This window comes from Providencia sp. NPDC089933, from assembly GCF_049545585.1.
Taxonomy (GTDB): domain Bacteria; phylum Pseudomonadota; class Gammaproteobacteria; order Enterobacterales; family Enterobacteriaceae; genus Providencia; species Providencia huashanensis.
In genome coordinates this window covers 16,597-43,166 of sequence record NZ_JBMWDT010000017.1, presented here as the reverse complement: position 1 = coordinate 43,166, position 26,570 = coordinate 16,597, and the positions used below count along the sequence as shown (strand labels likewise).

The 26,570-nt window shown below is 38.0% G+C and carries 32 protein-coding genes and 1 pseudogene; 23 read left to right on the top strand and 10 right to left on the bottom strand.

The features are described from left to right. Positions 1 to 158 precede the first annotated feature (158 nt). The 19 genes from ACPEH5_RS19480 to ACPEH5_RS19390 all read left to right on the top strand — a co-directional run bounded on the left by ACPEH5_RS19480 (position 159) and on the right by ACPEH5_RS19390 (position 14,335). A complete protein-coding gene (locus ACPEH5_RS19480; protein WP_042844957.1) occupies positions 159 to 665 on the top strand; it encodes a hypothetical protein in 507 nt (168 codons plus the stop codon). Positions 666 to 772: 107 nt separating this feature from the next. Continuing rightward, positions 773 to 1,042: an HP1 family phage holin gene (locus tag ACPEH5_RS19475; RefSeq protein ID WP_042844233.1), complete on the top strand. Its 270-nt coding sequence runs from the start codon at positions 773 to 775 to the stop codon at positions 1,040 to 1,042. Further along, entirely contained in the window at positions 1,042 to 1,512 is a 471-nt protein-coding gene (locus ACPEH5_RS19470) for a lysozyme (RefSeq protein WP_048607794.1), read from the top strand. The genes ACPEH5_RS19475 and ACPEH5_RS19470 overlap by 1 nt, the downstream gene beginning before the upstream one ends. Next, entirely contained in the window at positions 1,494 to 1,655 is a 162-nt protein-coding gene (locus ACPEH5_RS19465; RefSeq protein ID WP_164975504.1) for a hypothetical protein, read from the top strand. The genes ACPEH5_RS19470 and ACPEH5_RS19465 overlap by 19 nt, the downstream gene beginning before the upstream one ends. 32 nt (positions 1,656 to 1,687) lie before the next feature. After that, on the top strand, positions 1,688 to 2,143 hold the full coding sequence (locus ACPEH5_RS19460) for a lysis system i-spanin subunit Rz (protein ID WP_226619128.1): 456 nt from the start codon (positions 1,688 to 1,690) through the stop codon (positions 2,141 to 2,143). A gap of 486 nt (positions 2,144 to 2,629) precedes the next feature. Next, complete coding sequence (locus ACPEH5_RS19455) at positions 2,630 to 3,145, top strand: phage gateway protein (protein WP_048607791.1); 516 nt, start codon at positions 2,630 to 2,632, stop codon at positions 3,143 to 3,145. Between the two features lie 10 nt (positions 3,146 to 3,155). Beyond that, positions 3,156 to 4,643: a DUF3383 domain-containing protein gene (locus tag ACPEH5_RS19450; protein ID WP_281110398.1), complete on the top strand. Its 1,488-nt coding sequence runs from the start codon at positions 3,156 to 3,158 to the stop codon at positions 4,641 to 4,643. Between the two features lie 10 nt (positions 4,644 to 4,653). After that, the gene (locus tag ACPEH5_RS19445) at positions 4,654 to 5,106 is read left to right on the top strand and encodes a phage tail fiber protein (protein ID WP_071548262.1); all 453 of its coding nucleotides are present in this window, start codon (positions 4,654 to 4,656) and stop codon (positions 5,104 to 5,106) included. Between the two features lie 51 nt (positions 5,107 to 5,157). Beyond that, positions 5,158 to 5,616 carry a hypothetical protein gene (locus tag ACPEH5_RS19440; RefSeq protein ID WP_071548261.1) on the top strand — a complete coding sequence of 153 codons (459 nt, stop codon included), beginning with the start codon at positions 5,158 to 5,160 and terminating at the stop codon, positions 5,614 to 5,616. A gap of 147 nt (positions 5,617 to 5,763) precedes the next feature. Beyond that, positions 5,764 to 6,450 (top strand): DUF7424 family protein, encoded by a 687-nt coding sequence (locus ACPEH5_RS19435; RefSeq protein WP_071548260.1) that lies wholly within the window; start codon positions 5,764 to 5,766, stop codon positions 6,448 to 6,450. A 64-nt stretch (positions 6,451 to 6,514) separates the two neighbouring features. Further along, positions 6,515 to 8,578 carry a hypothetical protein gene (locus ACPEH5_RS19430; RefSeq protein WP_206227119.1) on the top strand — a complete coding sequence of 688 codons (2,064 nt, stop codon included), beginning with the start codon at positions 6,515 to 6,517 and terminating at the stop codon, positions 8,576 to 8,578. Next, positions 8,575 to 9,105, top strand: a complete 531-nt coding sequence (locus ACPEH5_RS19425) for a phage baseplate protein (RefSeq protein ID WP_071548258.1) — start codon at positions 8,575 to 8,577, stop codon at positions 9,103 to 9,105. The genes ACPEH5_RS19430 and ACPEH5_RS19425 overlap by 4 nt, the downstream gene beginning before the upstream one ends. Beyond that, on the top strand, positions 9,105 to 9,401 hold the full coding sequence (locus tag ACPEH5_RS19420; protein WP_423727140.1) for a phage baseplate plug family protein: 297 nt from the start codon (positions 9,105 to 9,107) through the stop codon (positions 9,399 to 9,401). Before ACPEH5_RS19425 ends, ACPEH5_RS19420 begins: the two co-directional genes overlap by 1 nt. After that, positions 9,394 to 10,209 (top strand): baseplate hub protein, encoded by an 816-nt coding sequence (locus ACPEH5_RS19415; protein WP_166697058.1) that lies wholly within the window; start codon positions 9,394 to 9,396, stop codon positions 10,207 to 10,209. Before ACPEH5_RS19420 ends, ACPEH5_RS19415 begins: the two co-directional genes overlap by 8 nt. A gap of 3 nt (positions 10,210 to 10,212) precedes the next feature. Beyond that, positions 10,213 to 10,905 (top strand): Gp138 family membrane-puncturing spike protein, encoded by a 693-nt coding sequence (locus tag ACPEH5_RS19410; RefSeq protein WP_166687088.1) that lies wholly within the window; start codon positions 10,213 to 10,215, stop codon positions 10,903 to 10,905. Beyond that, positions 10,902 to 11,246, top strand: coding sequence for a hypothetical protein (locus ACPEH5_RS19405; protein ID WP_166687089.1), 345 nt, complete (start codon positions 10,902 to 10,904; stop codon positions 11,244 to 11,246). Before ACPEH5_RS19410 ends, ACPEH5_RS19405 begins: the two co-directional genes overlap by 4 nt. Then, positions 11,239 to 12,426, top strand: a complete 1,188-nt coding sequence (locus tag ACPEH5_RS19400) for a baseplate J/gp47 family protein (protein ID WP_166687090.1) — start codon at positions 11,239 to 11,241, stop codon at positions 12,424 to 12,426. Before ACPEH5_RS19405 ends, ACPEH5_RS19400 begins: the two co-directional genes overlap by 8 nt. Then, the gene (locus tag ACPEH5_RS19395) at positions 12,423 to 13,082 is read left to right on the top strand and encodes a DUF2612 domain-containing protein (protein ID WP_166687091.1); all 660 of its coding nucleotides are present in this window, start codon (positions 12,423 to 12,425) and stop codon (positions 13,080 to 13,082) included. The genes ACPEH5_RS19400 and ACPEH5_RS19395 overlap by 4 nt, the downstream gene beginning before the upstream one ends. A gap of 5 nt (positions 13,083 to 13,087) precedes the next feature. Then, complete coding sequence (locus ACPEH5_RS19390) at positions 13,088 to 14,335, top strand: phage baseplate protein (RefSeq protein WP_166687092.1); 1,248 nt, start codon at positions 13,088 to 13,090, stop codon at positions 14,333 to 14,335. Between the two features lie 615 nt (positions 14,336 to 14,950). On the opposite strand, the gene ACPEH5_RS19385 is transcribed toward ACPEH5_RS19390, so the two are convergent. The 8 genes and pseudogenes from ACPEH5_RS19385 to ACPEH5_RS19350 form a co-directional block, all read right to left on the bottom strand. After that, positions 14,951 to 15,145 carry a hypothetical protein gene (locus ACPEH5_RS19385; protein ID WP_166687093.1) on the bottom strand — a complete coding sequence of 65 codons (195 nt, stop codon included), beginning with the start codon at positions 15,143 to 15,145 and terminating at the stop codon, positions 14,951 to 14,953. Between the two features lie 173 nt (positions 15,146 to 15,318). Beyond that, on the bottom strand, positions 15,319 to 16,368 hold the full coding sequence (locus ACPEH5_RS19380) for a fimbrial protein (RefSeq protein ID WP_166687094.1): 1,050 nt from the start codon (positions 16,366 to 16,368) through the stop codon (positions 15,319 to 15,321). A gap of 11 nt (positions 16,369 to 16,379) precedes the next feature. Next, on the bottom strand, positions 16,380 to 16,898 hold the full coding sequence (locus tag ACPEH5_RS19375) for a fimbrial protein (RefSeq protein ID WP_166687095.1): 519 nt from the start codon (positions 16,896 to 16,898) through the stop codon (positions 16,380 to 16,382). Between the two features lie 11 nt (positions 16,899 to 16,909). After that, positions 16,910 to 17,398, bottom strand: coding sequence for a fimbrial protein (locus ACPEH5_RS19370; protein WP_166687096.1), 489 nt, complete (start codon positions 17,396 to 17,398; stop codon positions 16,910 to 16,912). A 13-nt stretch (positions 17,399 to 17,411) separates the two neighbouring features. Then, positions 17,412 to 18,122, bottom strand: a complete 711-nt coding sequence (locus ACPEH5_RS19365) for a fimbria/pilus periplasmic chaperone (RefSeq protein WP_166687097.1) — start codon at positions 18,120 to 18,122, stop codon at positions 17,412 to 17,414. An 18-nt stretch (positions 18,123 to 18,140) separates the two neighbouring features. After that, positions 18,141 to 20,111: a fimbria/pilus outer membrane usher protein gene (locus ACPEH5_RS19360; RefSeq protein WP_423727142.1), complete on the bottom strand. Its 1,971-nt coding sequence runs from the start codon at positions 20,109 to 20,111 to the stop codon at positions 18,141 to 18,143. 12 nt (positions 20,112 to 20,123) lie between these two features. Then, positions 20,124 to 20,582, bottom strand: a pseudogene (locus ACPEH5_RS19355) (FimD/PapC N-terminal domain-containing protein); the annotation flags it as partial. A gap of 291 nt (positions 20,583 to 20,873) precedes the next feature. Next, on the bottom strand, positions 20,874 to 21,428 hold the full coding sequence (locus ACPEH5_RS19350) for a fimbrial protein (protein ID WP_166687099.1): 555 nt from the start codon (positions 21,426 to 21,428) through the stop codon (positions 20,874 to 20,876). A 698-nt stretch (positions 21,429 to 22,126) separates the two neighbouring features. On the opposite strand from ACPEH5_RS19350, the gene ACPEH5_RS19345 reads away from it, so the two are divergent. The 3 genes from ACPEH5_RS19345 (at position 22,127) to ACPEH5_RS19335 (ending at position 23,844) form a co-directional block, all read left to right on the top strand. Next, positions 22,127 to 22,921, top strand: a complete 795-nt coding sequence (locus ACPEH5_RS19345; RefSeq protein ID WP_423727139.1) for a winged helix-turn-helix domain-containing protein — start codon at positions 22,127 to 22,129, stop codon at positions 22,919 to 22,921. Then, positions 22,918 to 23,397 carry a hypothetical protein gene (locus tag ACPEH5_RS19340; protein WP_166696626.1) on the top strand — a complete coding sequence of 160 codons (480 nt, stop codon included), beginning with the start codon at positions 22,918 to 22,920 and terminating at the stop codon, positions 23,395 to 23,397. The genes ACPEH5_RS19345 and ACPEH5_RS19340 overlap by 4 nt, the downstream gene beginning before the upstream one ends. Positions 23,398 to 23,535: 138 nt before the next feature. Beyond that, positions 23,536 to 23,844, top strand: coding sequence for a helix-turn-helix domain-containing protein (locus ACPEH5_RS19335; RefSeq protein ID WP_034782279.1), 309 nt, complete (start codon positions 23,536 to 23,538; stop codon positions 23,842 to 23,844). A gap of 212 nt (positions 23,845 to 24,056) precedes the next feature. Here ACPEH5_RS19335 and ACPEH5_RS19330 read toward each other — a convergent pair whose 3' ends face one another. After that, positions 24,057 to 24,539, bottom strand: a complete 483-nt coding sequence (locus ACPEH5_RS19330) for a glutathione peroxidase (RefSeq protein WP_166687102.1) — start codon at positions 24,537 to 24,539, stop codon at positions 24,057 to 24,059. Positions 24,540 to 24,820: 281 nt separating this feature from the next. Next, positions 24,821 to 25,696, bottom strand: coding sequence for a LysR family transcriptional regulator (locus ACPEH5_RS19325; protein WP_166687103.1), 876 nt, complete (start codon positions 25,694 to 25,696; stop codon positions 24,821 to 24,823). 300 nt (positions 25,697 to 25,996) lie between these two features. Here ACPEH5_RS19325 and ACPEH5_RS19320 point away from each other — a divergent pair, with 300 nt between their 5' ends. After that, positions 25,997 to 26,497 carry a DUF4334 domain-containing protein gene (locus ACPEH5_RS19320; RefSeq protein WP_042844948.1) on the top strand — a complete coding sequence of 167 codons (501 nt, stop codon included), beginning with the start codon at positions 25,997 to 25,999 and terminating at the stop codon, positions 26,495 to 26,497. Positions 26,498 to 26,570: the final 73 nt, after the last annotated feature.

Below are 26,570 nucleotides of genomic sequence, written 5' to 3'. Positions count from 1 at the left end.
ATGGATAAAATAGCAATTCTTAAATTAAGCTAAAATTGAGTGGGTTAAATTTTTTATTCTAATAGTTAGTTTTTAATTGATATTAAGATTCATGCCTTTTAATTTATTAAATGTAATAATTTCCTTTCTTGTTTATTTAAAAAAAGGATGTTTTTATTGTGAGTATTTTCAAATTTAAAAAAATAATGGCTATCACTATCTTTTCTTGCTCATTTTCAAGCTTTGCTGCAAATCCACCGTTACAATTTCACATTCACGGTTCTTTTGAAGAGGTTGTTCCTCCGTGTAATTTGACAAGCGAGTCGAGCTTTAATTTGGGTTTTGATACCATTCCAACATATGTAAATATTGGATACGAAACGCAAGCCGAGTTTGTCAGAGTAAGTTATCAATGTATGCAGGATGTTAATGTTAAAGTTTATTTTTCTGATGCTGCCCATAAACTTTCTAGTGCAGCATATCAAACGACAGCGAGCCATATTGGGGTTAAAACTAAAATAAATGGTCAAATATTAAATCCCAATGAAAAACTAGAGTTTAAGTCTAAAGCAGGAGCATCAGAAATCCCAGTTGAAGTTAGTTTAATAAGGCTAGCAGAAACACAAGGTAATGGTGGTAGTTATGACTTTAATTTAACGGGTATTATTGAGACAGAGTATAACTAATATTTTAATTAGTATATTGTGTGCTGCTTTTCTATTAAATTCTTCAAGGTCACTTAGGTGGCCTTTTTTATTAACTCAACCTCAGGCACTCCGTAGGGGGTGAAATCATGCGTATGGATAAATACAGCAACGCAGCCTACGGCAGTGCTGGGCTTACAGCATTCTTTGCAAGTCTATCACTTTATGAGTGGGGCTTTATTATCGGGATGGCGTTTAGCATTATTCTTGGTCTTATTACCTTTTTTATGAATCGACGAGAGCAGCGAAAGCGAACACGTTTATTTGAAGAACTCGTTAATAAAACTGACCCACAAAACCCCTCAGCCACTGCACGAAAAGCTGCCGAACTTATGGCGAAAGCGCCTAAGGATATCTAATGTCACTCAAACAAAAACTCACTGTGCTTGTTGGTGCAGGGGCTTCGGCTATCGGTTTAGCCGTGATTGCGCATTATGAGGGGGTTAGATATGAGCCCTACGAGGATGTTATTGGTGTACTGACGGTCTGCTATGGGCACACAGGGAAAGATATTGTTCCCAATAAAACTTATACCAAAGAAGAATGCAATGAGCTGTTAGAGCTGGATTTTATGAGAACCAAATTACAGGTAGACCGCCTAGTTAAAGTCCCTGTTGATGAGCATACAAAAGCCGCGCTTTATTCATTTGCTTTTAATGTTGGCACTGGCGCATTTGCTAAGTCGACCATGTTGAAAAAGCTTAACGCAGGTGACCAATACGGTGCTTGTGAAGAACTAAAAAGATGGGTTTACGCGGGGGGCAAGGTATGGCGCGGGTTAGTGAACCGCAGAGAAGCGGAGGCTGCAATATGTCATGGAAACCTGTAGTCGCTGCAATTTGCATTGTGCTATTTGCGATAGCAATGATTGCGTTCGGTGTTTATCGTCTAACAGGCAACACTTGTGGCATTGATAAAGCCAGCTTAGAAAAGCGTTGCCAAAAAGCTATCGACCATTATAAGGGCCGATAAGTTAACTTTTAATCTTCTCTATGGTAACCGCCATGAATAAAGTCAGAGCATTGTTATTTGTCGCTGCATGGGTGGCCATATGGGGAATGTGGAAGCAGTACGAGAAGATAGGCGAACTTAACACCAAGAATGCCAAGCTACTCATTGAACTAGCTGAGCAAGTTAAAATCAATGAAGATTATCAAGAGCGCGTTCAAGCGCTTCATAAACTCGATACTAAACATATCCAAGAGCTAACAAATGCAAATGCTGAAATTGATAAGTTGCGTATTGCTGCTGAGCGCAATCCTGAGCGGGTGTACATCAGAGCCAGTTGTCCGAAAGTCGAAACCAATTCCACCTCCCGCGTGGATGATGGAACAACCGCCAGACCTACTGACTCCGCTATCCGAAATTATTGGTTACTCAGAGAGCGAATTGCGCAGTCAGAGCAAATTATTAAAGGGTTACAGGATTATGTAACACTAGGGTGTGCTCAATATCACTAAATAGTGATTTAAAACAATATATTAAATGCTAAAGCGAGGTTTTTTATGTTTAAAAAAAGCTTGCTGTTAAATTTTTAAACACACTGGCTTTGGATAGTCCAATAGAAAAAGCCGGTATCAGGCAGTACAGCCAAGACAAATCACCTGCTAAACCACGGGGGATACGCAGCAGATGCGACAGGCAGTTAATTTTACAGAGGAGGACAAATAATATTTGGTTATTGATACCGTGTTGCGGCACGTCACATTTCTATTGAAGTTCGTGGCAGCTAACAAGCGATAGATAACCCATATATCCAATCAATGGGTGTTGATTCATATTCAATTTATTGCCGATTTTAGACTTCCCTCGATACCAAAGGCATTCAGTGCGCTACATCACCTAATTATCTTATTTTCAACGATAAAAATACGCTGTAATCAGTGATGCACTCTGGTATGAACAGGGCGGTTTGATATCGGTCATTGGCATTGAGGTCGGTAACGATGACGGACAATGATATTGATAGTGCTATTTACAAACAGCTAGTGCAGCAGTTAACAGAAATAGGGCTTGATATCCCTGTAAAAGCGGGGTTTCAACCTATCAAGCCTGGCAGTGAAGACAATATGGTGATGTTCTTTTCTATTAATGAAAGAGGTCATGGTTGGCAGGGGCGCAACTACAATATTCAGGGGCAAAATGCCAATCACCAAGAAAGCCTGTTATCTGAAAAAACATACCAAGTTCAGACAGTTATTACTCAATTAGGGTCGTATACAGCGAATGATATTGCCGCGATGGTGCGAATGGTCATCAATTCACTTCCCTTTGTCACCGCATTGAGAAAGCAAGGCATTGGTGTGCAGCGTGCAACTGATATTCGCCAACCTTACATAGTGAACGAACATGGTGACTATGAACAAACCATTTCATTTGATTTTAATGTGACGTTTAAACGTTCTCTCTTCCCTGATACAGCGGCCATTAGTGCGTTGTATCCTAATCTCCACCGCATATAAGGTTTTTACTATGCCAATTAAACAAACACGATACGTTGATATTGCATCGGCGGTCATTGGTGCGTCTGCTGTTCCGATGAGCAAACTGACTGCACGTTTATTTTCCACCAACCCGAAAATTCCTACGGGTAAAGTATTGGAATTTACCAGTGGCCAAGTCGATGAGCTATTAGGTATTGATGCGCCAGAGGCTCACTTTGCGCGGCAATATTTTAGCTATGTCAGCCCTGCACCAGTCAGTAAACCCAAAGAATTACAAATTGCCGCCTATGAGCCAGTAGGGCGTGCGCCTACGCTCTTTGGTGCAAAAGCGGCCGCATTAGTGGATTTAAAAATCATTACCGATGGCACGCTATCGGTCACGATAGGGGCTGTAACTAAAAGCTATAAAGATATTGATTTATCAGAAGCAAAATCGTATTCGGATATCGCGTCTACAATTCAAAGCAAGCTTAATGCTGAGAGTGAACCGCAGTTTTCCAGTAGCTATCTGACGTTTAATGCACTGGAAAGCGCGTTTGAACTCAGTGGCGGTGTTCAGGAAAGTGCATCGATAAGTGTCGAGTATTCTGCGCTGGCTGAAGCCATGGGGCTTTCTTCCGGTACGGCATCGGAGGGGAATCCCGCGCAAACGCCTTTAGAGGCTTTCATTGTTGCCGAGCAAGTTTCAGATTCGTTTGGTAGCGCGACATTCCTTGACGAAATGCCATTAGAACAAGCGGTTGCTTTAGCTCAGTATGTGTCGGGTGAGAACGTCAAATACCAGTTGCACATTAGTGTTAGCGAAAAGCAGGTTGAAGATTTTAGCGCAGCCTTGATGGGAACGGCTTCTGTTGGGTTAAACCTCAAAACGGATGATAGTTTCTTTATCCAAGCCCTACCCATGGCAGTTATGGCGGCAACGGATTACGACCGCACTAATGCGACGACAAATTACATGTTCCGCCAGTTTAGTATTGCGTTTCCTGCCCAAGTCACTACCGATAAAGATGCGGATCGCTACGATAAGCTTCGTGTGAACTACTACGGTGAAACCGCGGTTGCTGGTTCACAGATTCGCTTTTATCAACGTGGTTTTCTGTGTGGCGGGCCATCGAACCCGCTGGATATGAGTGTGCATGCCAATGAGCAGTGGTTAAAAGCTTATATCGCGCAGCAATGGTTTAGTGTGTTACTCGCGACTCGCGGTGTACCAGCCAACAAAGATGGTGAAGCTCGTGCACTGATGGTTATTGCAGGGGCTGTTACTAAGGCATTGGATAACGGCACAATTTTAGCGGGTAAAACGCTGACTGAAGTACAAACATTGGCGATTGCTGATGCGTCTGGGGATGACCTTGCATGGTATGACGTGCAGGACAAAGGTTATTGGTACAACGCACAGATTGTTGAAAGTACAGGGGAAAATGGTTTACCTGAATACGTCATGAAATACGTGCTGATTTACGGAAAAGGTGATTGGGTACGTAAAGTCGAAGGCTCACATAACTTAGTATAAGGAATTGATAATGAGTGATATTTCTGCAACAGGCTTGAGTTTCACTATTCAAGCGAGCAAAACCTTTCCTGCGGGAATTTTAATTACCTCTTTTGCGGATGATGCCGACCCGTTAGATTTACCGGCGGTGGATATTGCACAAACGGGTATGGATATTAATGGCAACTTGGTGAGCTGGTCTGCCCCGACCCCACAAACGGTCACTATCAACGTATTAGCGGGTAGTGAAGAAGACCAAAACCTGTCTATTTTGTTCGAGGCCAACATCGCCAAAAAAGGTCGTCGCCATGCAGGGGATGTCATTACTTTTGTCGCATCTTATGGTGATGGTTCAACGGTGACAGCGCGTAACGGCAAAATTACGAACGGTAGTCGTGGCAACTCAGCCGCCTCGGCAGGGCGTTTGAAATCCAAAGCCTATACCTTTGTGTTTCAGGATTTTGACAGTACACGCGTACGTTAATTTTTCATCCATTTATGGCGGGGAATCCCGCCTTTTTTATCGGTATTTATCATGTTAATAAAGCCTAAAGAAGTGGCCATCAAAGATGTTGATGGCGTTGAAAAAATTTTTGTGATTAGTCGGTTACCTGCTACGGTTGGTCGTGAAATTCTAGCCAAATACCCATTATCTAATGCCCCTAAAATTGGTGACTATGAGGTCAGCAAAGAAGCCATGTTAAAAATGATGGCTTATGTGTGTGTAGTTATCGATGATGAGGAAATTCTGCTTAAAACCCAAACATTGATTGATAACCATATACCTGATGGTGAGTCGTTGATCCGCCTAGAGTTGGAAATGCTGAAATATAACACCAGTTTTTTCGGCAACGACGGGAGTCAAGGTTTCCTCCATTACCTACTCAGCAAGGTAAGTGGTTCACTCCCGTCGATTATAAAAACGCTGATGGCTTCTTTGCCGTCATCATCAGCGAGCGACTCGCCACCTTCACCGAACTCAAAAACTCAGTAGATTTAGAAGAAGCACTGGATCTGTGGGAAATTGCTATCACGAATCGTTATAACGAAGCTTTAGCAACATCACAGAAATGAGTGATATGACTTTAAAGTTCTCCATAGTGTGCTTTACTTAATATGTCATTAACTTATTGGTGAATATATGAAAAAGTCTATTGCAGTATTAGCGGCTATCGTATTACTTTCTGGTTGTAAAGTGGATGTGGTGGCTAAAGTTAATACGGACGATCTTCTTTCCTTAGATCACAAAATAGTGCAGGGAAATATTAATGTAGAGGTTCCTTCATGTAATGACTTTGAGGATTCGAGAAAAGAGTCTAAGAGCTTAATCCAGATAAAGGAAAAGCTTCCCACTATATTTAAAACCGTTGAATTTAAAGAATGTTATAAGCAGAAGTTTAATTCTTATGCTAGTTTTTCTGTGCCAGTTGGTATTGGTAGTTTTGTTGGGGAAGCAAAAACAGTAGATACTGAAATTTATGTTTTCTCTAATAAAATTACTTATGCAGGTATTGTTTTAGACGATGATGCAGCAAAGAGATTAGCAAGTGCAAAGAAAACTTCTCCTGGCGAATTAAATCTTGCGATGACGCTGGTTTTGGAAAAAGGGAAACAACCCATTCCGAACATTGCAGCAATCGGTGTATATATGACCGGTATAGAGTCTAAAAATTCACCGATCTCAATAGGCAGAGTTAAAATTGAAGCCAAAGAGATTAAACTCAGATTATCAGATGTTTCTAATTCGATGATTGAAAGTGGCAAGATTACGTCAGTTTTAGTGAAGGCAGAGTATTTAGAACAACTGCTCACACAATTGAAGGAATAATTGCCATATATAACAATTTAAACCGCCTCTCAGGCGGTTTTTTTATGTCTAAAAAAGGTGATTTATGTCGTTAATGGATACGTTTGTTCAAGTCTTTGAGTTTGATACAAAGCAAGCGGATAGTGCCTTTGAAAAAATCCGGCGTTCTACGGATGACATTATCGCCGATATGAAACGAGTCAGCGAAAATGCAAAAGGCGGGATCGCTTCGTTAACCGATTTTCTTTCCCAAGTAACTTTGTCACTGCAAGTGGGGGCGCAGAGTGCAAAAGTAGAGCTCCACCTTGATGCGCCTAAAAAAGAAATGGTGGCCTATTTGGATGAAATGAAAAACTATCTTGAATATGCCAAATCACTTCATCAATCAAATGTGCTTTCTATTGAAAACAACAAGAAATTGGTCACCGGCATACAAGCGTTGGAATCTAATATTCAACGCACGGAAGGTTCATTGGCTGATCAGGTCATGGTGACGAGTAAGGCGGCAAACGAAGCGAAAAATCTTGCTAATAACAATGATCAGCTTGCTAAATCAGCCGATGGTGTGGCGAACCATTATGATAAAGCAGTCCACTCACTATCTGGGTTTTTAGGCAAAATAGCCAATATGTTTGGGGGGGGATTAACCATTAGTCATATTGCCTCCTTTATTCAGTCGGCTGCTGAAGACATTAATTTATTATCGCAATCAGCAGATGCATTAAATTTGCCCGTTGAAGTGGTTGATGCTTTTGGCAAGGTAGTCACGTCGATGGGAGGAGATGCACAAGGGGCCCGCGATACCTTGATGGATATGTCTAACAGTATCCGTGTAGCCTTACAAGATACGTCGTCGGGCAAAGCTGAGGTATTTAACAGTTTAAAAATCAGCTTAAAAGATATGCAAGGTGATTCTATTGATGCGATGGAAGGGGTGTACCGTTTATCAGATGCCGTACAAGGACTGAGCAAAAAAGAAGCCATATTACGCATTAAAGAAGTCGGTATTACCGATAATAAAATCATTGAATCCATCTTAAAAGGGCGGACTGAACTCGAAGCATTAACCAAAAAGCAAAAAGAGAATGGCGTCGTAACTAAGGAATTAGTATTACAAGCGCAAAAATACAAGCAAGTGACTGGCGGGTTAAAAACGGTATTTAATAGTGTGATGGTCAGCATTATGAATGCGGCTTTACCTGCACTTACCCAAGTGCTTGCTTGGGGAGAAGCTTTTGTAGATTTTTGCCGTGACAATCAAGGTTTTGTTACGGGGTTTTTTATTGCCATTGGTACCGCAGCATCTGCCGCAGGAATATCAACATTAGCCGCTATGTGGCCTATCTTAGCGATTAGCGCAGTTGTCGTGCTCCTTGCCGCTGCCTTCGCACTGATTTATGACGATATCATGAATTTTATTGACGGTAATGATTCCATGATAGGTCGCATATTGGATAAATACCCTGCCTTAAAAACGGTGATTATGGCGTTATGGGAAGCCTTTAAAGCGTGTTTTGACTTTATTATTGCTGTCTCTAGCGCAGTTTCCGATGCGGCTGTTACTGCCTTTAATTTGATTATTGGTGGTGTTAAACAACTGTGGACATGGCTTAATGAATTTATTGATGGGCTTTCAGTCTGGGGTAAGGCGTTTGAAGATGTGTTTGATACTGCTTCTGATGCCGTTGTCGGGATTTTTAAATGGCTTTGGGCTCAAATTAAGCAGTACCTTGGCTGGATCAATGACGGTCTTGATGCCATTAAAAAAGGTTGGAGCACAGTTAAAGGTTGGTTTGGTTTTGATGATGCCGAAGTCACCCAAACGGTTGAACGTAAAATGTCAGCGGACGGTACGATTGAACACCGACTGCCAGAATCGCCTCAGTTATCGGAAGAGGATGCGATGAAACTGCTGCAAGGGGCAAATCACTACATAAGTAGCATTTCATCTAATCCACTAAACTCAATGACCAGTCAGGCTATAAATAACACATCCAACTCGACCAATGAAACTAACATCTCAATTGGTGAGATTAAAGTGGAAACACAAGCTACAGATGCTCAAGGTATGGCGAGAGATAGCAAGGATGCTATTGCCTCTCATTGCCAAGACCTTGGTCATCAAATGAATTCGGGGCTAGGCAAATGATCACTGAAGTTAAAATATTCAATACAGATAATTTCACGGCATTATTTGAAACGGTTAATCCAATGCAAATTAATGTGAGCGATGGACATAAAGCAACACAGTTTGCGGTTGAATCAGGAGAAACGCGCAGTGACCATATTGTGGAGCAACCCGTTGAGATTAGCATGGATCTCATACTGACTGGCGAGATGAAAAGCACCTTTGAAATCATGCAGCAAGCTTATGATAAACATCAATTAGTGGGGGTTCAGACTCGCGTTAAAACTTATCAACCCATGCTGTTAGTCAATTTCAATCACACTGAAATTCCAGATATGGCAGACGCAATTAAGCTCACTTTACGTTTTACTGAGTGGCGAACGGTTGAGCCTGAGTATGGGGATTTACCGCCACGAAAAGTGACTAAAAAAGAGCAATCTAGCACAGTAAATCGAGGGAAAGTTCAAACGGTCACAGTATCTGACCAAAAGAAAAAATCGACAGCGGCAAAAATGGTCGACGGTGATTTAAAACTAGGGGGAGGATAATGCAAGAAATTCCATTAAATACTGTACCGAATCAACGCGTACGCATTAGCCTTAGCGGAGAGGAATGGGAACTCACTTTCAAGGTGGCACGAAATACAATCTGTTGTGATATTAAACGCAATGATGTCGTTTTATTGCGAGGCATTCGAGCTATACCTAATCAACCTTTGATCCCTTATCGCTATCTATCTGCTGGCGGCAATTTTGTGTTTATTACTGATAATGATGAATACCCGTGGTGGGAACAGTTTGGAGAATCTCACTATCTGGTGTGGTGGGGGAATGACGATGATTGATTTACGCCGTATTCGTATCGGCATTGAAGTCAATGAGCGACTACAGTGGTATGAAGGGCTGCGTATTCGTGCTAATGGCACCAAGTATGCTAATTCGTTACAAAATGAATGTACGGTGAATATTGACGGATTGAATGCGGATACGCGCAATATGTTACTTACGGAAACCAGCCCATATGCTAAAGCGAAAAAACCACACCGATTAATTTTAGAAGCAGGGCGCGTTAGTACGGGGGTATTTCGCATTTATGTCGGGGATATCGTCAGCGCAGAAATTGCCTCTCCGCCAGAGGTAACTCTCACCTTAAAAGCGAAAACTAACAATGGTAACGCACGGGATATCGTGTCTTCATCGGCCGGTGCCATGAGCAAAATGAGTGAACTAGCCAAGAATATCGCCCAAGATTGTGGCGTTAAATTGGATTTCCAGGCTACCGATAAGAATATTGCTAATTGGTATTTTTGTGGCTCCGCGTTAAAGCAAGTGGAGCGGTTACAAGATGCCGCGAATGTTAAAGCGTTTATTGATGATGACACTCTCTATGTGAAAGATAGGGATAAAGCATTAAACGGCCGTCTGCGTATTCTCAATCAAAAAACAGGCATGGTAGGTATTCCTAAAGCTAATGAAAAAGGCGTCGATGTCACTTATTTGATTGATAGTGGCTCCACATTGGGGGGAATGTTACGCCTTGAAAGTCAGTTTAACCCTGCTTTAAACGGTGATTATATTATTGAGCAACTCAAGTTCGATATTGCTTCCCATGACGACCCTTTCTTTTATCAAGCGATCTGCAAAAGAGTATAAACCATGAACCAACCAAATAATGATATTGCTAGCGAAGGCAGCTTGGCAGGGCAGTTTATGGCTGCGTTTCGTAACTTATTGATGAATATTGATGACATGCTACCGGCTACAGTGGTGAGTTATAACGATAAAACCAATCGAGCTGTTATCAAACCGTTAGTGATGATGGTTTCTACCGAGGGGAAAAAAATTGGGCGTGCTTCGGTAGCGAACATCCCGGTTTTCCGCTTTGGAGGAGGAGGTTTTTTTATCCGAATGCCCATTAAAGCAGGGGATTTTGGTTGGCTCAAAGCCAATGACCGCGATATCAGCTTAGTCTTTCAACGGGGCGGTTTAGAAGATGAACCGAATACAGCGCGCTTACATACTTTTAGTGATGCTATGTTTTATCCGGACACACTTAAAGGCTGGCTGATTGATGGAAAAAATACCGATGCGCTAGTCATTCAGTCTATGGATGGCTCAGTATGTTTGTCATTACATGAAGGAAAAACTGTATTAGATTCACCCATTTTTGAGGTTAATGTGCCTGAAACCACCTTTAACGGTAATGTCACGATCAATGGTAACCAGGCGGTGAATGGAAACAGCGACTCAAACGGTGGCACGATGAAACATAATGGTAAGGATATTGGCTCAACGCATAAACATAGTGGTATTCAAAGCGGTAATAGCAACACAGGAGCCCCAATATGATGACCTTCGATGTTAACGACAATAACGATATTTATATTGGCAGTAGTGGCAACTTAGCGATAGCAAACGCTGAAAAAGCAACGCAAAACCGTTGCGAGCATTACGCCAAAGCGATACGCGGTGAAATGTTACATAAGCTAAATTCGGGGCTCCCGTATTGGAAAACAACCTTTGGGCGGCAAGTGGACATGCCTTTGTTTGAGTCTGCTTTTCGCAGCCGAATGGGGGAACTGGATGATGTGACCTCCGTGGTGTCATTTTCGGCAGTGATGGCGGATAACACACTGAATTATACCGCGGTGATCCAAACTATTTATGGGGAGATAACACTTAATGGCTGATTATCAATATATTACATCACAAGGTGTCATTGTGCCTGATACCAGCACTTTACGTGATGAGGTCGAAAATGAATTTAAAAACCTCTTTGGTCAACAACTCGATGTGTCACCTGAAACGCCGCAAGGTGCACTTATCACCATGGAAGTTGAGAATCGGGATGCAATCGCACGAAATAATGCCGAGCTAGCCAATCAAATTAACCCTGATTTAGCCGGCGGTATATTTCTCGATGCAATATGGGCGTTAATGGGCGGTCAGCGTTTTGATGCGACCCATTCATTTTTGACACAGGTTAAATTCACCGGTACTGCCGACACCTTGATCCCTAAAGGGTCGCAAGCAGCAACGCTGAGTGGTGATTTATTTGAAACCACCAACACTCTGATTATTGGTAAGGATGGCACTATTACAGGGGATATGCGCGCCATTAAAACGGGGGCGATTGAGTGTGGGATTGGGCAACTGAATAAAGTGGCTAGCTCCGTATTAGGTTGGGAAACCGTTTATAACCCGAGTAATGCAATACTGGGGAGAAATGCGGAATCAGACTTACAGGCAAGGCGGCGGCGTAAGCAGACATTAGCTAAGAACACGGTCAGCGTGGGTGAAGCGATTACCTCTGCATTATATGAACTAGAAGGTGTGCGTTCCCTTGCTTATAGAGAAAATCATACCAGTCAGCCGATGGTTTTTGAGGGGATCACCCTAGTGCCTCATAGTATTTATGTGTGTGTTGAAGGGGGAGATAAAGATGCGATTGCTCGTTCGCTATTACGTACAAAAACGCTCGGAGCATCTTTTAATGGCAATGAAGAAGTTAATGTTTTAGACACAATCAGCGGCCAAACTTATCCCGTTAAGTTTGATCGGGCGAAAGAGATTGTGTTGTTTTGTCGTGTGACAGTAAAAAAAGCTACCGTTGATGCACAAACCATTATCCCAGCTGCGGTTGAGTCATGGGCTAATGGGGATATCGATGGTGAGGGGGCTTTAGTGGTTGGGCGAGATGTTTCGCCATTTGAAATATCAGCGGGTATTAATGCGGTTGAGCCTCGCTTATTTATTACGCATGTTGAGCTTTCAACTGATGGCAAAGCTTGGTCATCGAATAACTATAAAATAAATATGAATGAGGTGGCAAGAATCAAACGCAGTGCAGTACAAGTGGTGATGGTATGACGAAAATCCAATCGTTTGATTTCCATTCAGATTTATTGCGCGCCATTCTTTGGCAGTATGAAGATGCTGAAAATCTTAAGGTATTAGCACAATATAAAGCGAATTACTTTGAACGTGCGACAACGCAGTTTTGGAGTGGTTGGTATCGTGATGTGTTCAATATTGATACCGCTAATGAGTTAGGTTTAAATATTTGGGCACGTATTCTTGATGTACCACTGGGGATTGATGTTTTTCCTAGTGATATAACGAAAATTGGTTTTGGTTTTGGCAAAAAGAAAGCCAATTTTAACGCTAATTTTCGGCGTAATACCGATTACACCTTATCCCTGACAGTTGAGCAAAAGCGTCTGGTTGTGCGTATGCGTTATTTTAACCTGACGCAAAGCCCAACGGTTACCAATATAAATCAGTTCCTTAAACAGTTTTTCTGGCAAGCAGATAGCAAAGTGTTCGTGCTAGACCCGCTGGATATGAGTTATCTGTATTATGTGTTTAGTTTCAATCCTGACGAACGTTTACGGGTGCTTCTTGAAAATTTTGACCTAATGCCTCGCCCATCTGGGGTTGGGGTTAAATATCGTATCGTGACGAAGAAATCGTTCGGTCACGGCCAACATCGTAAAAACTTCCTCAGTAGTAATTTCGGAGCATAAAATCCATGACAAAAATATTTAAAATCCCCTTTGCAACACAAGGGGACAGAACTTCTATTCCTGATGATGTACAAGCGGATGGCGCAGTATCTTACACGCAGGGCTATAGTTATGATTATGAGCGCGACCAAATAACGGACCCTGCGGCGAAAGATATTGAACGTGAAAAGATGAACGGTATGTTTCACGATATTACGGAGGCGATTGGTGAGCTGCAAAGTTTGGGGCTACCTAAATGGGCAGCAGAAGCTAAACCATACCCGATCCGCGCCATTGTTTATCATAAAAATAAGGCATGGCAGTCGAAAGTTGAGAATAATAGCAATGAACCAGCTGCTGGAGCAGCATGGCATGAATTAAAAGCAGATTTAACTGCCAGCGATATCAATGTTTATAATAAAACCGAATCCGACAAGCGTTTCCAGCCATTAGGTAATTATCTTCCTGCTGGTTATAGCTATTCAAAAGTGGAGTCCGATACTCTTTATCAACCTAAAGGTAACTATGCCCCTGCTGGGAACTACGCACTTAAGGGGGAAAGCTACACCAAAGCAGAAGCAGATGGGCGATATCAACCCAAAGGAAGTTATCAGCCTGCGGGGGATTATGCGACGAATAGTGCTTTAACTAACGGCCTAAATACTAAGCTTAATATCAGCAGTGTTGTTCAGGCAACGGGCAGTTCAACAACGGCGGTCATGAGTCAAAAAGCAGTGACTGACGCCTTACAAAATGCGGTTAATCTTAATACAATTTACCCAGTTGGTATTGTGGTGTGGTTTGCTCAAAATAAAAACCCAAATACGTTATTTCCTGGCACGAAGTGGCAATATATTGGTGAAAATAAAACGATTCGATTAGCCAATTCGAGTGGTAATAATGTGTTAAGTAGTGGTGGTAGTGATTCGATTAAGTTAATGGAAGCACAATTACCTGCACATAATCATAGCTTCTCAGCAACAACCAGTAGTTTTGATTATGGGACGAAAACGACAAATAGTACTGGAGCTCATACTCATACATTTACAGGGGTAAAAAGATTAACAACAATGCCTAACGCTACAAATGGAGGGAGAATTGCGTGGGTACAAGAGGAACAAACAACAGGTTCTTCTGGCGCCCATACCCACACCGTCGCAATAGGTGGCCATACCCATACAATCTCAGGAACAACAGGTAATAAAGGTAGTGCTGCTGTAATTACAGTAACCAACGCCTATATTATGTTAATGGGTTGGTATCGTATCTCATAAGTAATTATTGAAGCTAAAGTGGCGCAGTCAGTGCCACTTTTTGATTGCTGTTTATATAAATCAATTAGTTGACTAAATAATTCTAATCATTCACTGTTAATTTTAGATACAAATACATTTGTATCAACTATGAACTTAAAACTGTCGTAATTGTATTCTGAACAAATATTAATATGGGATGCTCTATCACATGTAAGGAATCAATGATTAAAAACGTATAAAATTTAGTATACTTTCTTCTATTAGAGAATATTGTGCGATATTTTACAATAGCTTGAGCACTTCATCTTTATATAATATCAATTTTTTTCATTATAGTGCATCCAGTCGTTAATATTATTTTCTACTTCCCACTCCTTAATTTTACGTATTATTGACTATTAATCGAGATATAAATGATTAATTCAGTGTTTGTCTTATTGTTTTAATTACTTTAATACAGTGAAATACCGTTGCCAAATACAAGGAGATATTATGTATATTAATTTTGCTTATGATATGGTAAACATAGGTTGGTTAACATTTATTATCTTTATGCCTATAGACCCGGTTTTTTCCTATTCTGCGCTATTGGAAATAACGACACTTTCGGTAAAGTAACCTTATTATAATCGGTTAAATAGAGATTGAGGCAACAACAATAATCACATATAAAGCAGCTATTCCCAAAACAGCACCAATGATTGTCCTAGCAAAAAGGCAGCTAAGGCTGATTGGCGGCGATTTAGGGAGTAGCGCTGAAAAACTCCAATAAGCAAGAACGAGTAATAAAAAAGAAAAAAACAAAAGATAAGTAATAGTGAATGCCACTTCGAGTCCCCTTAAATTAAATATTATTAAGTTTAAGGTATTTGGAGTTTATATGCGATAAGAAAAAATACAGAAAATTGATGGTAATGATATAAATCGCGAGATTTTACTATTCAGCATGAGTTAGATGAATTTTGCTCTATCAACCATCGTTAAATAGAGCAGTACATATTCTACAGTATAGTCATTACAAGTGTTGCTGATGCTGTAAATTCCCCAGTTATTGATTTGTTTGGATCGTTTATTACAGGAGCAACTTCGAGTACATCTTGCCCCGTGCCATTAGTCAACACAGTATTAAATGATGTGTTCGGCTTCACAATAAGGCCATTGTATTTTATCATGATCCCTATATCATCCCGGAGAGAGGTAGAAACCAAATCAGAAGAAAAACTAGCAGGGTTAGCGATAATAGTAACCTTTATATCTTGGCTTATCGACGTATTGCAAGAATACAATAGTGGGATAGTCTTGATATAGCTATCACCAGTTTGAGTTATCCTTGTATTATCAATATCACCAAAGTCAATGTTAATATCTTGGTTGTTATTAATCTGGCATATAATTGGTAATAAAATTGTTTGCCCGGTTGTGTAAAATTTTGCTGAAGTAGAGTTATTTAAGCTGCTAAAAATATAAATTGAATCATAAACAGAGAATAATTCAATTCCAGGGGGAACATTGACAAAACCGTTCAACTGATCTTTTCTTAATCGTAAGGTAATTAACTGTTCTACACCATAGGAACCATTAAGAAAATTCAAACCTTCCCTTAATGAACCTACATCACGACCACTACCACTGGTAGGCGTATGAGGTATTGTGGCTCCATTAAAACCTGTTGTTTGAATTTTTATATCCAAATCGTCACTTAGTTTTAAAAAACCATTGCCGTATTCGGATTTAGGTAGTGAACTTCTTGTATTATAATATGCCATTGGATACATATAACTACCTGAACCTGAACTTTCAGGTTTAAAACGACAAACTATAGGATAAGGACCTTGAGGAGACCTATAATTATATAAAACAGATGAATTAGCTTTGCTATTAGTAAAGGAGCTACCACTAAGAGTTACATTAAATATATTTGACTCTTTATAATCCCAGCAAGTATTTTCGATATCAGCAGCAATAGAGTTTTGTAAAAAAAGAAAGTTAAGTAGAGTTAGAATAAATATTGTTTTAGTTACGGTTAATATTTTTTTTATTGAATATATCATATCATTACAACCTAAGGATAGTTGATTAATAAATTAAGATTGGCATTAAAATCACCATCTATAATTTGATTATTTTCAATTGCATCGGTATATGCTTGTATGTATGCATTAATTGTTATAGTATTTTGCCCATTAGTGATTTTCTTTCTTAAAATACTTTTGTTTATTTTTATATGCTCACCATCAATAGTTTCTATACCTATTGCTATCCCTTTTGCCGTACCATTGATTGCCAATAACTCAGGAAGTATTAAATCTCCATCACCAATAAAGCTAATTTCCACATCATTACCCAATGAAGTATCACACTCTTCTAATTGTATTGTAAATGGATATCCAATCGTCCGGGTGTGGAGATACAAGGTTTTTTTAATTACATTTCCAATTTCTATGGTTTGGTTTCTAGAGTTTAAATTTAATACACATGGTTCAGAGACAATTTCCCCATGCATATATAAATCACCATTTCTAGAAAATGCGTTTGAAATAAAAGCTGAGTACAGAAAAAATATGATATAAATATAATACATAGAGTCCCTTATTAAAAATAAGTTGAAACCAAAGTTGCCGTGGCTGAAAAATAACCAACATCAAGTGGTTTTGTCATATCTAACATTATTGGTGTAATAGTAAACTCATATATACTGTCACTTTTAGCTGCTAAAAATTTATTAAGTGTAATTGGGTTACCAATGTTATCGTTAAATATAATTCCTAAATTTTCTTTACTTGTTGATATTACATTGTTGTTGCCGCTAACAGCATTTCCTTGAATTTGAATGTATAGGTTTTTATTTAAACTACCTTTACATTTCATTGGAATATTAATTTTTTTTGCGTATTTTTTTCCATCAACTTTTTTGAATCCAATCATACCAAAATCAATATCCATATCTACCTTGTTGTTGAATTCACATCCAGGCTCAAATAGACGGCCCTTAAACTGCATATCAGTTCCATAACCAAGAATTGAAGATAATGATGTAGAATGAAAAAAAATTAATGATATTAATAAATATTTATTTGGCATAAATTTCTCAAATTTATTTAACTTGGCATTTATGGTTTAAACACTGAAAATCTAATGTTGGACGACCACCATAGTCATTGATATATGTAAGTGTGAAATTATCATAAACAGTCGTTGTTAAATTTGTGCTACTCATTGGTGAAACTGTAATAGGAGAAAATTGGTTATCACTTTTTTTATTGTTGTAGGATTGTATGTCAGTTATGGTAATATAATAACCAGTTGGGTTTTCAATAGTATAGCCATTTTTTTCTTTAGTTAAAATAAGTTTATTTTGCCAAGGTTTGCCTGAGTTTGTCATTATTGAGCTAGGCCGATAGAATAATTTAATTTTTGTTTGAAGTGCAATCTGCATAATATTAGGCTTATCACTACGAGGTGGTATTTCTCTAAGGTTAAAGTAAAAAAGAGTTTCTCTATCTTGTGGTAAATCCTTTACTTCTGGTAATGAAGATATGCGAATCATACTTTTACTTCCCGGTTCAATACGTTGAATAGGCGGAGTAATTAATAATGGTTTTGTTACTTTATTGAAGTTTTCATCTTCAATCCATGCTTGAGCTAAATATGGCAACTGATTACTTTCATTGCTTATTTTTAAACTTATTGCTTTTGTTCCTTCTTCATATATGGCGCGTGTTCGGTCTAATGCTATTGCAGCACTACTATACTCTGAATTTAATAATGTAAGTATAAAAAATGCATAAATGGACGTCTTTTTCATTTCATCTCCTAAATATAATTATTTAATTCTTTTAAAATCACAAGGAAGTAACAAATCTTGATTAAGTTCGATTTTTTGTGGAATTTCAATCTGACACTGTGGTGTTCCATTCCATTTAACATGCAAGGTTTCACCAATATTAAAACCTGCTATATAAGCTAATCCATTATCACCAACGATCCCAAGCTCTCTGCCTTTCTCATTTTGAATGCTAGCTCCAAAAGGAGGATAGTTGCCTTGTTTTAATCTAACAATGACAAAACCTTTATTCCCCCGAAGTATACTGAATTTACGGTAACCGATAGCACCGTCTGTGAGAGCAGATTCAACAATACTACTATTAACATCTATGTCATCAGCTATTTGATTTACATCAATACTGGTATCTGTGCGATAATAGCTATTGATATTTGTGAGCACAGCAATTCCGAAATAATTACTATGTATTATTCCATTATTAATTGGGATGTTTTCAACACCTTCTGTACTCAGCATTAATCTTGTACCACCATTAATACCTGAAGGATGAAAAGCAGCACCATTCATTGTGGCTGTCAGGCCTCCTTGAATTGAAGCTCCCACGGAGCTATATTGCTGTTGAGCATATGACGCATTGACGCTAACATCAGCTATATCATTACGATGGCTATAATAGCCATTAATCATAGTATTTATTTCTTGTGTTGATTTATGTGACTCACCAATAGACATTCTATAGTTATTATTTATGTCTATATTATCTGTGAAATTGACAGATTGATTAATATAGTTACTAGAGCTTTGACCGTTATAGCCAAGGCTTTGACCATTTCCTAAAGGCAGGCTAATACCCACCGAAATACTATCATCTGTACGCTGATTTCTTTGACTTCTTACCGCAGAAATATTAATGGATAGATTTTTTTGATTTAAAAAATCAAAATATCGGCTTAGTGACAAACTATAGTTATTTTCTTCTGGTTTATCCCAGTAGCTTTGATGTGAATACGTAGAGTATAAACTTAATCTTGCATCTGAGAAGTTTTTATTGATTGTTACGGTATACATTTCTTTATTTTGTTTTATATCATTATTATGATAACGTAAATTTAAAAATTGATTCATCGTTACATAATTACGCTCAGAAAATCTGTAGCCAGCAAAAGTTACTTCACTATCGTAATCATCAAATCTTTTGGAATAACTTAGCCGATAAGATTTACCTGATTTAGTATTGGAGCCCGGAATTTGTGCGTGTGATTGTGTAACATCGGCAGATAAAGCTCCCAATAGAAATAAATCTCTACCTATACCAACGGATAAAGAATTGAACCCATCAGTCATAATTCCCCCGCCGTAAAGAGACCAGCTATTCGCAACACCCCAAGAGATTTCATTGCTAGCAAAGAAATCTCCTTGTATTTTATGCTGAAACGTTGAAGGTCGTCCTACGGCTATTTTGTAACGTAAAGATCCTGGTCTCGTCAGGTAAGGAACATTAGCAGTATCAATATAAAATATTTGTTCTGTTCCATCTTGTTCTTGAACTTTAACCTTTAATTTTCCACTTACAGCACTAGTCAGATCGCGAATTTGGAAGGGACCTGATGCGACGGTTGTTTCATGTATTACTCGATCGTGTTGAGTTACGGTAACTGTGGCATTAGTTTTTGCAATACCCCTAACTTCAGGAGCATAACCCCTTAAATTGGGTGGAAGCATTCTTTCATCAGTAACTAAGCTAGCACCAGTATATCTAAATGAGTCGAATATATTTGATTGAAAAAAATTCTCACCTAAGGTAGCAACAGCGTGAATATTGGGTATTGGTCTAAATGCATACCATCTAGACCAATCAAATTTATTTATTGTATGATTCGATGACGAAGCTTTAGTATGGTTACCTTGGTAGTCTGCACGCATTCTCCATTTACTTATATTTGCACCTACAGTACCACTAACACTTAAATTTCTTGTGGACCCATTGTTATCAAGGCGGTTCAAATCCATATTTAGATTATAGTCTACCAGTAAACCATTTATTCCATCATCCCATTGAGATTGTGGTAACCAGTTAGTGTCGCGATATTCTAAATAGAAATTTGGCATGGTTAAATATAGTGTTCCATCTGCAACATTTGCCTTAATATTTAAACCTTTTAAAGAGCTGAAATCAGCACACTGTTGTTGGTGCCAAGTTTTAACTTCTTCTAGGGTATTTTGAGTCAAACCAAGTTTATTGACTAACTAGACAGGAAAACAAATATCTGTTTTTTTAGGGTCTATCTCATTTGCATAGAATGAAATTGATTGTTCTTCATTTTCAATTTTTTGATTATTCAGGAAAATATTTAGCAGGTAATCACCAGGCATTACATAATCAGAATCTTTAAATCTAGATAAATCTATATTACTTCTATCAACTGAATCAAGCACATCAGTATTAAATTCTATCGCTTCTGAATTAAAACAATAGCTCATGGTCAACAGTGGAATGATAACTACTGCTTTATATTTAGTTTTTTCCCTATTAATCATAGCTAATTCCGTTAAGTTATTAATTTCGATAAAGTCATAAATATTTTTATAATTTCAGTGACTGTATGTAATACAAACTGGTTTTGTTTTTTATAATTAATAATGAGGCGATAAAATAAATAAAATTAAATATAACTATATACTGCCCATAATGAAGAATTAGATGAATTAATTAGTTCATATGGGCAGTTGTTATAATTTATTTAATAATGTATTAGTTATACAAAGAGAAAATTATGGGTATGCAAGTGTAAAGTTTGCTACACTGCTAAATTCGCCTGGGGTAACTTCCCCTGTTGCTGAACTACCTTGTAAGTATGCAGAAAATACTAATTTATTATCCCCATTTAATAAGCTGCGTGCTGCTGACGGCGTACCTAATGTAATTTGTGTACCGCTACCGTCCGTAACAACAACGCCTGCGCCTTTAGCACTACCAGTTACACCTAAAAGCTTGTTGTTTATTGCATCTTTAGAGCCATCAAATGTGATAGTTACATTTTTTTTCGTTGTAGTATCACATTTTTCTAATCCAATGGTAAAATTACGGGGAGTTGAATTTCCTGCATTTGAAAGTAACACACTTGAAATTTGACCAAGATCAACGGTTTGGTTAGAACTTTCTGGTGCGATAGAGCATGGTGAATCAATAATTGAACCTGTAAAAGTCACACTACCTGATCCTTGCTCTTTTGGAGCTGTAGCTGTTTCTGGTTCCACTGCAGCTGCACCAAAAGCCATAATACCTGAAGTTAAAGCTAAAGATAAAAAAACTTTATTCAATTTCATATTTCATCCATTAATTAATATTTATTTTAAAATTTAAAGTAGTAACAGATAAAGTTAATCAAGTTACTAGTGTTTTCTGTAGGCTTTCTTACTTATGGAATGGACTTCAGATTTATCAATAATTAATTTTATAAAATTATTAAATAAAATATCATTCCTCTCCTTGCCTGTTTTAAATATTAATCTCTAAGCTTGTAATTTGTTTAATTAAAAAGACTTAAATTTTAATAATTAAGATTTTATTTTTATCTCATTGGATAAAATCTAATAAAATCAAGTTGTTATGTTGTTTCTTAAATTATCTTAAATATATTTGTTGGTGTTTTTATGGCTGTTGATGTTTGTGATTTTTTATTTATATGGATAGGGAATGTTAAATTTTTGTTTTTTTATAATCATTAATTCTCTCGTAACTTATGAATAATTATATGTTTTTTTTATTTAAGAATATTTAATTAAGAAAAATAAAATATATGTTGTAATGTACTTCTTCTTAAGGATGTTTTTAAATTTATGGTTTTTTATAATTTTAGTTTTTTATCTTACTTAAAATAGTCTTTTTAGTCGGGTATAGAATATTTTGGTTAAGGCCTTGATGATAATGATTATTATGTGAATTATTATTAATTGGTACTGAAAATTTAAATCTTGAAAATGTTTAAATGTTAAAATACACTTATTATGAGTTAGGGGGGAGTATGAGTAAAATACAGCAAGTCATTTTTGATGATACGATTCTTTATGATAAAGAATCGGCAAAAATTATAAATTTATTAAATACAAATGAAGTGGCAACATTAACTGTTCCGGCAAATGAGTGTTTATCCATTGTATTAAAAAATTCACCTGAAGTAACAACTCAGAAACAGTTATTTCATGAGGTTTGGGAGGCTCATGGTATTCCAATAAATTCGAATACTTTTTATCAAAATATTTCAATTATAAGAAAGGCCTTTAAACAACTAGGGTACACACCTGATGTTTTGATTACAATACCACGGCGTGGCATTGTAATATCAAAAAATATAGATATTAAAAAAGTAAAAAACCATCATTTAAGTGAAAAAAAACCATTGGCAGTTATCGAAAAACCATTGACAGTTATAGAGCAGCCTTTAGTTAAGAAAAACACCACTAAAAAAAATAAATATCATGTTAATCTTTCAGTGGTTTTTTTAATATTACTATGTTTGGTAATGGTTTTTCTTTATTATAACAATATGAGTAAGATTGTTTCTCCCTTCTCTAGTTATAAATATATGGGTAACTATAATGATTGTAGTATCTATGCTAGTGAAAGTTATTCAAAAAATTTCTTAGATAATATATTGAAAACTATCGGTGGGGTAGCTTGTTATAATAATGAAAAACTATATTTTTCAGTATATTCAAACCTACCAAGAATATCAGTGATTAAATGTAATGAATATATTTATCTATCTGAAAGTATATGTAGTTCGTACTATTATTATTTAAAAGATAATTTAAAATGAAAAGAATATTAATTCCTGTTGTTTCACTTTTTTTATTTATATCGTCAATATTTTTCTATCTTAATAGCTATAAAAATCGTATACCTGATCTTAATTGTTACGCCCAAGTTCGCTATAGTTATTTTACTGATAAAGGGTTTGATGTGATGGATACTGGTATTGGTTTTATGCTAGAAAATGGTGAAGGTACAATATCTTATTCAGCAACCTTAAAAAAAGAAAACTCCATTTTTAATATAAAGAGAGATATAAAAGTAAATTATAAAGTCACTGATAATAATTCTTATTTAATGACTGTTTCTAATATTAAAATATCGCCTTTAGATAATCTACCAGATAACTTGGCATATATTTATATGTATGGTTATACACGAGAAAAGGGGGGGTGGTTTAATGTTAATGTGAAGGAGAATGGGGAGAATAGCTACATTATGTATACAACTACAATCCCCCAATTTTTTTGCAAAAAAACATAATTTTATTGTCATATAGTGCTTTTTATATTTTAAATTTTCTAAAAAATAATTATTTAAAGTTTATTCACATGTTCATGCTGTGGTTCATATATATTATTACCACTGTATACTTGTATTAACCAATGATAGGAATAAACAGTGACTAAGCATAATGTTAATGAACAATTTTTAAAAGCAAGTCAAAGAGTTAATAATATTAATAAATGTATAGGGTTCTTTCTCAAGGATATTAGAAAAAGTAATGATCTTACAGGAGAAGAAATCGCTAAAAAACTTTGTATTAGCCAGCAACAATGGTCTCGTTATGAAAGAGGTATTAATAAATTAAGTATAGATAAGCTATTAATTATTTTGCTGATACTAGACGTCTCTCCTTATGAGATTTTTGATTATATAGCAACTGAAGTTTACAAAGGAAAAGAATCAGAAATTATGATATCCCTTTAATGCTAATACAACGGAAGTTAACTATGCACCGGATAAGTTATTCCATCCCTTTATCAGTATATTAGGCTTAAAAATAAATATGTTGATAAAGCCTTTGGCAACTTCTGTATTGTCCATATTTGCTAATCAAAAAATGGCAGATCATATGGTCTGCCAAATGTTATTTTGATAGGGGACTAAAATTCGATTTAATCTCACAAATTAGCGAACAGCTAAATTTTAAGCGACGAAATAATTGTTGCTTCCATTTTCTCTGGTGTAGTGAAAGGGGCGAAGCGTTTGAGTGGTTTACCGTCACGGCCGATCAAGAACTTAGTAAAATTCCACTTGATTCGACTCCCCATTAGGCCGGGTAGCTCGTTTTTCAGGTAACGAAATATTGAGTGAGCCGAGCTCCCGTTAACGTCTACTTTCTCGAATATAGGAAAGCTCACGCCATAGTTAATAAAACAGGTCTGCGCGATTTCCTCAGCGCTGCCGGGCTCCTGTTTACCGAATTGATTACAGGGGAAACCAAGTACCACAAAGCCCTGAGGCGCGAATTTCTTATAGAGTGCTTCAAGGCCATTGTATTGCGGCGTAAAGCCACAATGGCTGGCAGTATTAACGACGAGAACCACCTTACCCGCGTAGTCAGTCATAGAGATGAGTTGCCCATTGAGACTTGTCGCTGTCAGTTGATGAAAGGTGTTCATAGTAGGACCCTCATAGCAGTACCAGATAAGTAAGCCTGTTGGTTATTAACATATCACATTAACATGTTCTTGTTTGACCTGCCTCTCAGGCTGATCAGCCAATTGCATAGAGATGGGAACTGAAATGTTGAAATCCAGCAGCCAAGCTAGTTTAGTACTACTATTCGGCTGCCCTTCATTAATCACACAGTACTCAACTGATCCAGAATAGAAATAAATACTATGTAAAACTTTGAGGCTCTTCTAAATTAAACTGTGATTGTCCTTTAGATTTTGCAGACTTAAAGTGAAAGATCCCAAAAAAGCTGACTTTCCTCAGACGCATGACCAATCTTTCGTATTAGGGAAAAAGGAATCGAGTTACTCTCATCGAGAGTCTTTCCGATAATATTAGCAGCATTTAGGTATTCATATCTCAGTCCAAAGCTGGCCACCATAGTAGGTTCCGCTGAGTGAGTACGATCTAAGAGTGCTTGATTGAACTCGATAAACTGAATGAGCGTGGCACCTGCGGCTTTTAATCCAGTGAAAATAGAATCAAACAGTTCAGGATGGAGTGCCCGTGTAAACACTGCGATAGTCTGGCCCTTAAGATCCGCAGGCTTCAGATTATTGACCTTCGCGAGGGGATGATTGGCAGACATCAGTAGTTCAAGCTTGAGCTCACAGAGTAACATTGTCTCAATTTCAGAATGGTGTACTTCACCCAACACAAAAGCAAGGTCTAAACCCCCCTTCAGAACCCGATCAATCAGCCCTGAGCTCCAGCCAATATCGAGTTCAACACTGATATCGGGATAAATTAACGCAAATTGGTCGACCAGTTCTTGTCTGCGAACAATGTGGTTGCCGTAAGGAGGAGAACCAAGCCTAAGGTGACGCTCATCTCGGTGTTGCAATTGGGACGCAAGAGCTTCGGTCAGCATCATTGATGCGTGTACGCCGCGTGCTGCTTGAAGTAGCTCGTAGCCCTGTTTGGTTAAGGCAATATTACGAGTGTTCCGAGTAAATAGGGGAAACCCTAACTGCTCCTCAAACTTTTTCAATCGGGCAGACAGCCACGGTTGAGCTACATGTAAACGCTCAGCTGCTCGAGTGAATGAACCTTCCTCAGCGATTATCGCAAACTGCACCACAAGGCGCGGATCAAGCTTCATTGAGCAATTCCTCATTTATATCGCAGAGATCTGCATGTTGTAGCGTAATGTTTAATGACCGTCGCATTTTAACTAAATCCTATTGGAATTATAACGAAATCTTAACCGCTATACTGTTAGCATGTATATTGTTATTTATACGAAATTTGACTTAATTACGAGAAAATTCGTCTTAGACATGGCTTCTTGATAGAGGGATACTTCCATCGAAATCTGTACTAATCCACTACTGGTAAATTGGTTTGGCGTACGGCCACAATTGTTAGCATTAGTGTGAAATAAACAAATTTGGAGGAATGCATGGACACGAAACAGAGGTTCGACCAACTTAAGAATACGGAACGCCTCAATGACGAAATTCTGTTTGAATTCTTTGATTCGCTTTCACCCGTTTCTACAGATGAAGTTCTGGGGCGCTGGAAAGGTGGTGATTTCAATACAGGGCACTGGTGCAATCGTGCTCTGATAGAAAGGAAATGGTACGGAAAATGGTATCGTAGCAAGATGGACGCAGTGCCACTTATCTGTTATGACGACCAAAATCGCCTATTTTCAAGTCAGGCAATGAAGGGTGAAGCCTCGCTTTGGGATGTAGAATTCCGTGGAAAAGTCTCGACTACCATGATCTACGATGGTGTACCTATCTTCGATCATTTACGTAAAGTTGATGAAAACACACTGCTCGGCGTCATGGATGGTAAATCGTTGGAGGGCTCCCCTGATATTGTTGATAACGGCAAGTACTACTTTTTCTATCTTGAAAAGGTAGATAGTTTCCCAGTCGAATACGTGGAAGAGTGAAAAACTGTTTATGTGGGCAAACGCGGCTATTGCTCGCCGCGAACAAGCTCAAAAGCAGTGTTGAGTGATTTGA

Excerpts from the sequence above, each read along its gene's own strand:
- ACPEH5_RS19475 (WP_042844233.1), top strand. The coding sequence starts at position 773 with ATGCGTATGGATAAATACAGCAACGCAGCCTACGGCAGTGCTGGGCTT.
- ACPEH5_RS19470 (WP_048607794.1), top strand. The coding sequence starts at position 1,042 with ATGTCACTCAAACAAAAACTCACTGTGCTTGTTGGTGCAGGGGCTTCG.
- ACPEH5_RS19465 (WP_164975504.1), top strand. The coding sequence starts at position 1,494 with ATGTCATGGAAACCTGTAGTCGCTGCAATTTGCATTGTGCTATTTGCG.
- ACPEH5_RS19460 (WP_226619128.1), top strand. The coding sequence starts at position 1,688 with ATGAATAAAGTCAGAGCATTGTTATTTGTCGCTGCATGGGTGGCCATA.
- ACPEH5_RS19455 (WP_048607791.1), top strand. The coding sequence starts at position 2,630 with ATGACGGACAATGATATTGATAGTGCTATTTACAAACAGCTAGTGCAG.
- ACPEH5_RS19450 (WP_281110398.1), top strand. The coding sequence starts at position 3,156 with ATGCCAATTAAACAAACACGATACGTTGATATTGCATCGGCGGTCATT.
- ACPEH5_RS19445 (WP_071548262.1), top strand. The coding sequence starts at position 4,654 with ATGAGTGATATTTCTGCAACAGGCTTGAGTTTCACTATTCAAGCGAGC.
- ACPEH5_RS19440 (WP_071548261.1), top strand. The coding sequence starts at position 5,158 with ATGTTAATAAAGCCTAAAGAAGTGGCCATCAAAGATGTTGATGGCGTT.
- ACPEH5_RS19435 (WP_071548260.1), top strand. The coding sequence starts at position 5,764 with ATGAAAAAGTCTATTGCAGTATTAGCGGCTATCGTATTACTTTCTGGT.
- ACPEH5_RS19430 (WP_206227119.1), top strand. The coding sequence starts at position 6,515 with ATGTCGTTAATGGATACGTTTGTTCAAGTCTTTGAGTTTGATACAAAG.
- ACPEH5_RS19425 (WP_071548258.1), top strand. The coding sequence starts at position 8,575 with ATGATCACTGAAGTTAAAATATTCAATACAGATAATTTCACGGCATTA.
- ACPEH5_RS19420 (WP_423727140.1), top strand. The coding sequence starts at position 9,105 with ATGCAAGAAATTCCATTAAATACTGTACCGAATCAACGCGTACGCATT.
- ACPEH5_RS19415 (WP_166697058.1), top strand. The coding sequence starts at position 9,394 with ATGATTGATTTACGCCGTATTCGTATCGGCATTGAAGTCAATGAGCGA.
- ACPEH5_RS19410 (WP_166687088.1), top strand. The coding sequence starts at position 10,213 with ATGAACCAACCAAATAATGATATTGCTAGCGAAGGCAGCTTGGCAGGG.
- ACPEH5_RS19405 (WP_166687089.1), top strand. The coding sequence starts at position 10,902 with ATGATGACCTTCGATGTTAACGACAATAACGATATTTATATTGGCAGT.
- ACPEH5_RS19400 (WP_166687090.1), top strand. The coding sequence starts at position 11,239 with ATGGCTGATTATCAATATATTACATCACAAGGTGTCATTGTGCCTGAT.
- ACPEH5_RS19395 (WP_166687091.1), top strand. The coding sequence starts at position 12,423 with ATGACGAAAATCCAATCGTTTGATTTCCATTCAGATTTATTGCGCGCC.
- ACPEH5_RS19390 (WP_166687092.1), top strand. The coding sequence starts at position 13,088 with ATGACAAAAATATTTAAAATCCCCTTTGCAACACAAGGGGACAGAACT.
- ACPEH5_RS19380 (WP_166687094.1), bottom strand. The coding sequence starts at position 16,368 with ATGATATATTCAATAAAAAAAATATTAACCGTAACTAAAACAATATTT.
- ACPEH5_RS19375 (WP_166687095.1), bottom strand. The coding sequence starts at position 16,898 with ATGTATTATATTTATATCATATTTTTTCTGTACTCAGCTTTTATTTCA.
- ACPEH5_RS19370 (WP_166687096.1), bottom strand. The coding sequence starts at position 17,398 with ATGCCAAATAAATATTTATTAATATCATTAATTTTTTTTCATTCTACA.
- ACPEH5_RS19365 (WP_166687097.1), bottom strand. The coding sequence starts at position 18,122 with ATGAAAAAGACGTCCATTTATGCATTTTTTATACTTACATTATTAAAT.
- ACPEH5_RS19360 (WP_423727142.1), bottom strand. The coding sequence starts at position 20,111 with ATGGATTTGAACCGCCTTGATAACAATGGGTCCACAAGAAATTTAAGT.
- ACPEH5_RS19350 (WP_166687099.1), bottom strand. The coding sequence starts at position 21,428 with ATGAAATTGAATAAAGTTTTTTTATCTTTAGCTTTAACTTCAGGTATT.
- ACPEH5_RS19345 (WP_423727139.1), top strand. The coding sequence starts at position 22,127 with ATGAGTAAAATACAGCAAGTCATTTTTGATGATACGATTCTTTATGAT.
- ACPEH5_RS19340 (WP_166696626.1), top strand. The coding sequence starts at position 22,918 with ATGAAAAGAATATTAATTCCTGTTGTTTCACTTTTTTTATTTATATCG.
- ACPEH5_RS19330 (WP_166687102.1), bottom strand. The coding sequence starts at position 24,539 with ATGAACACCTTTCATCAACTGACAGCGACAAGTCTCAATGGGCAACTC.
- ACPEH5_RS19325 (WP_166687103.1), bottom strand. The coding sequence starts at position 25,696 with ATGAAGCTTGATCCGCGCCTTGTGGTGCAGTTTGCGATAATCGCTGAG.
- ACPEH5_RS19320 (WP_042844948.1), top strand. The coding sequence starts at position 25,997 with ATGGACACGAAACAGAGGTTCGACCAACTTAAGAATACGGAACGCCTC.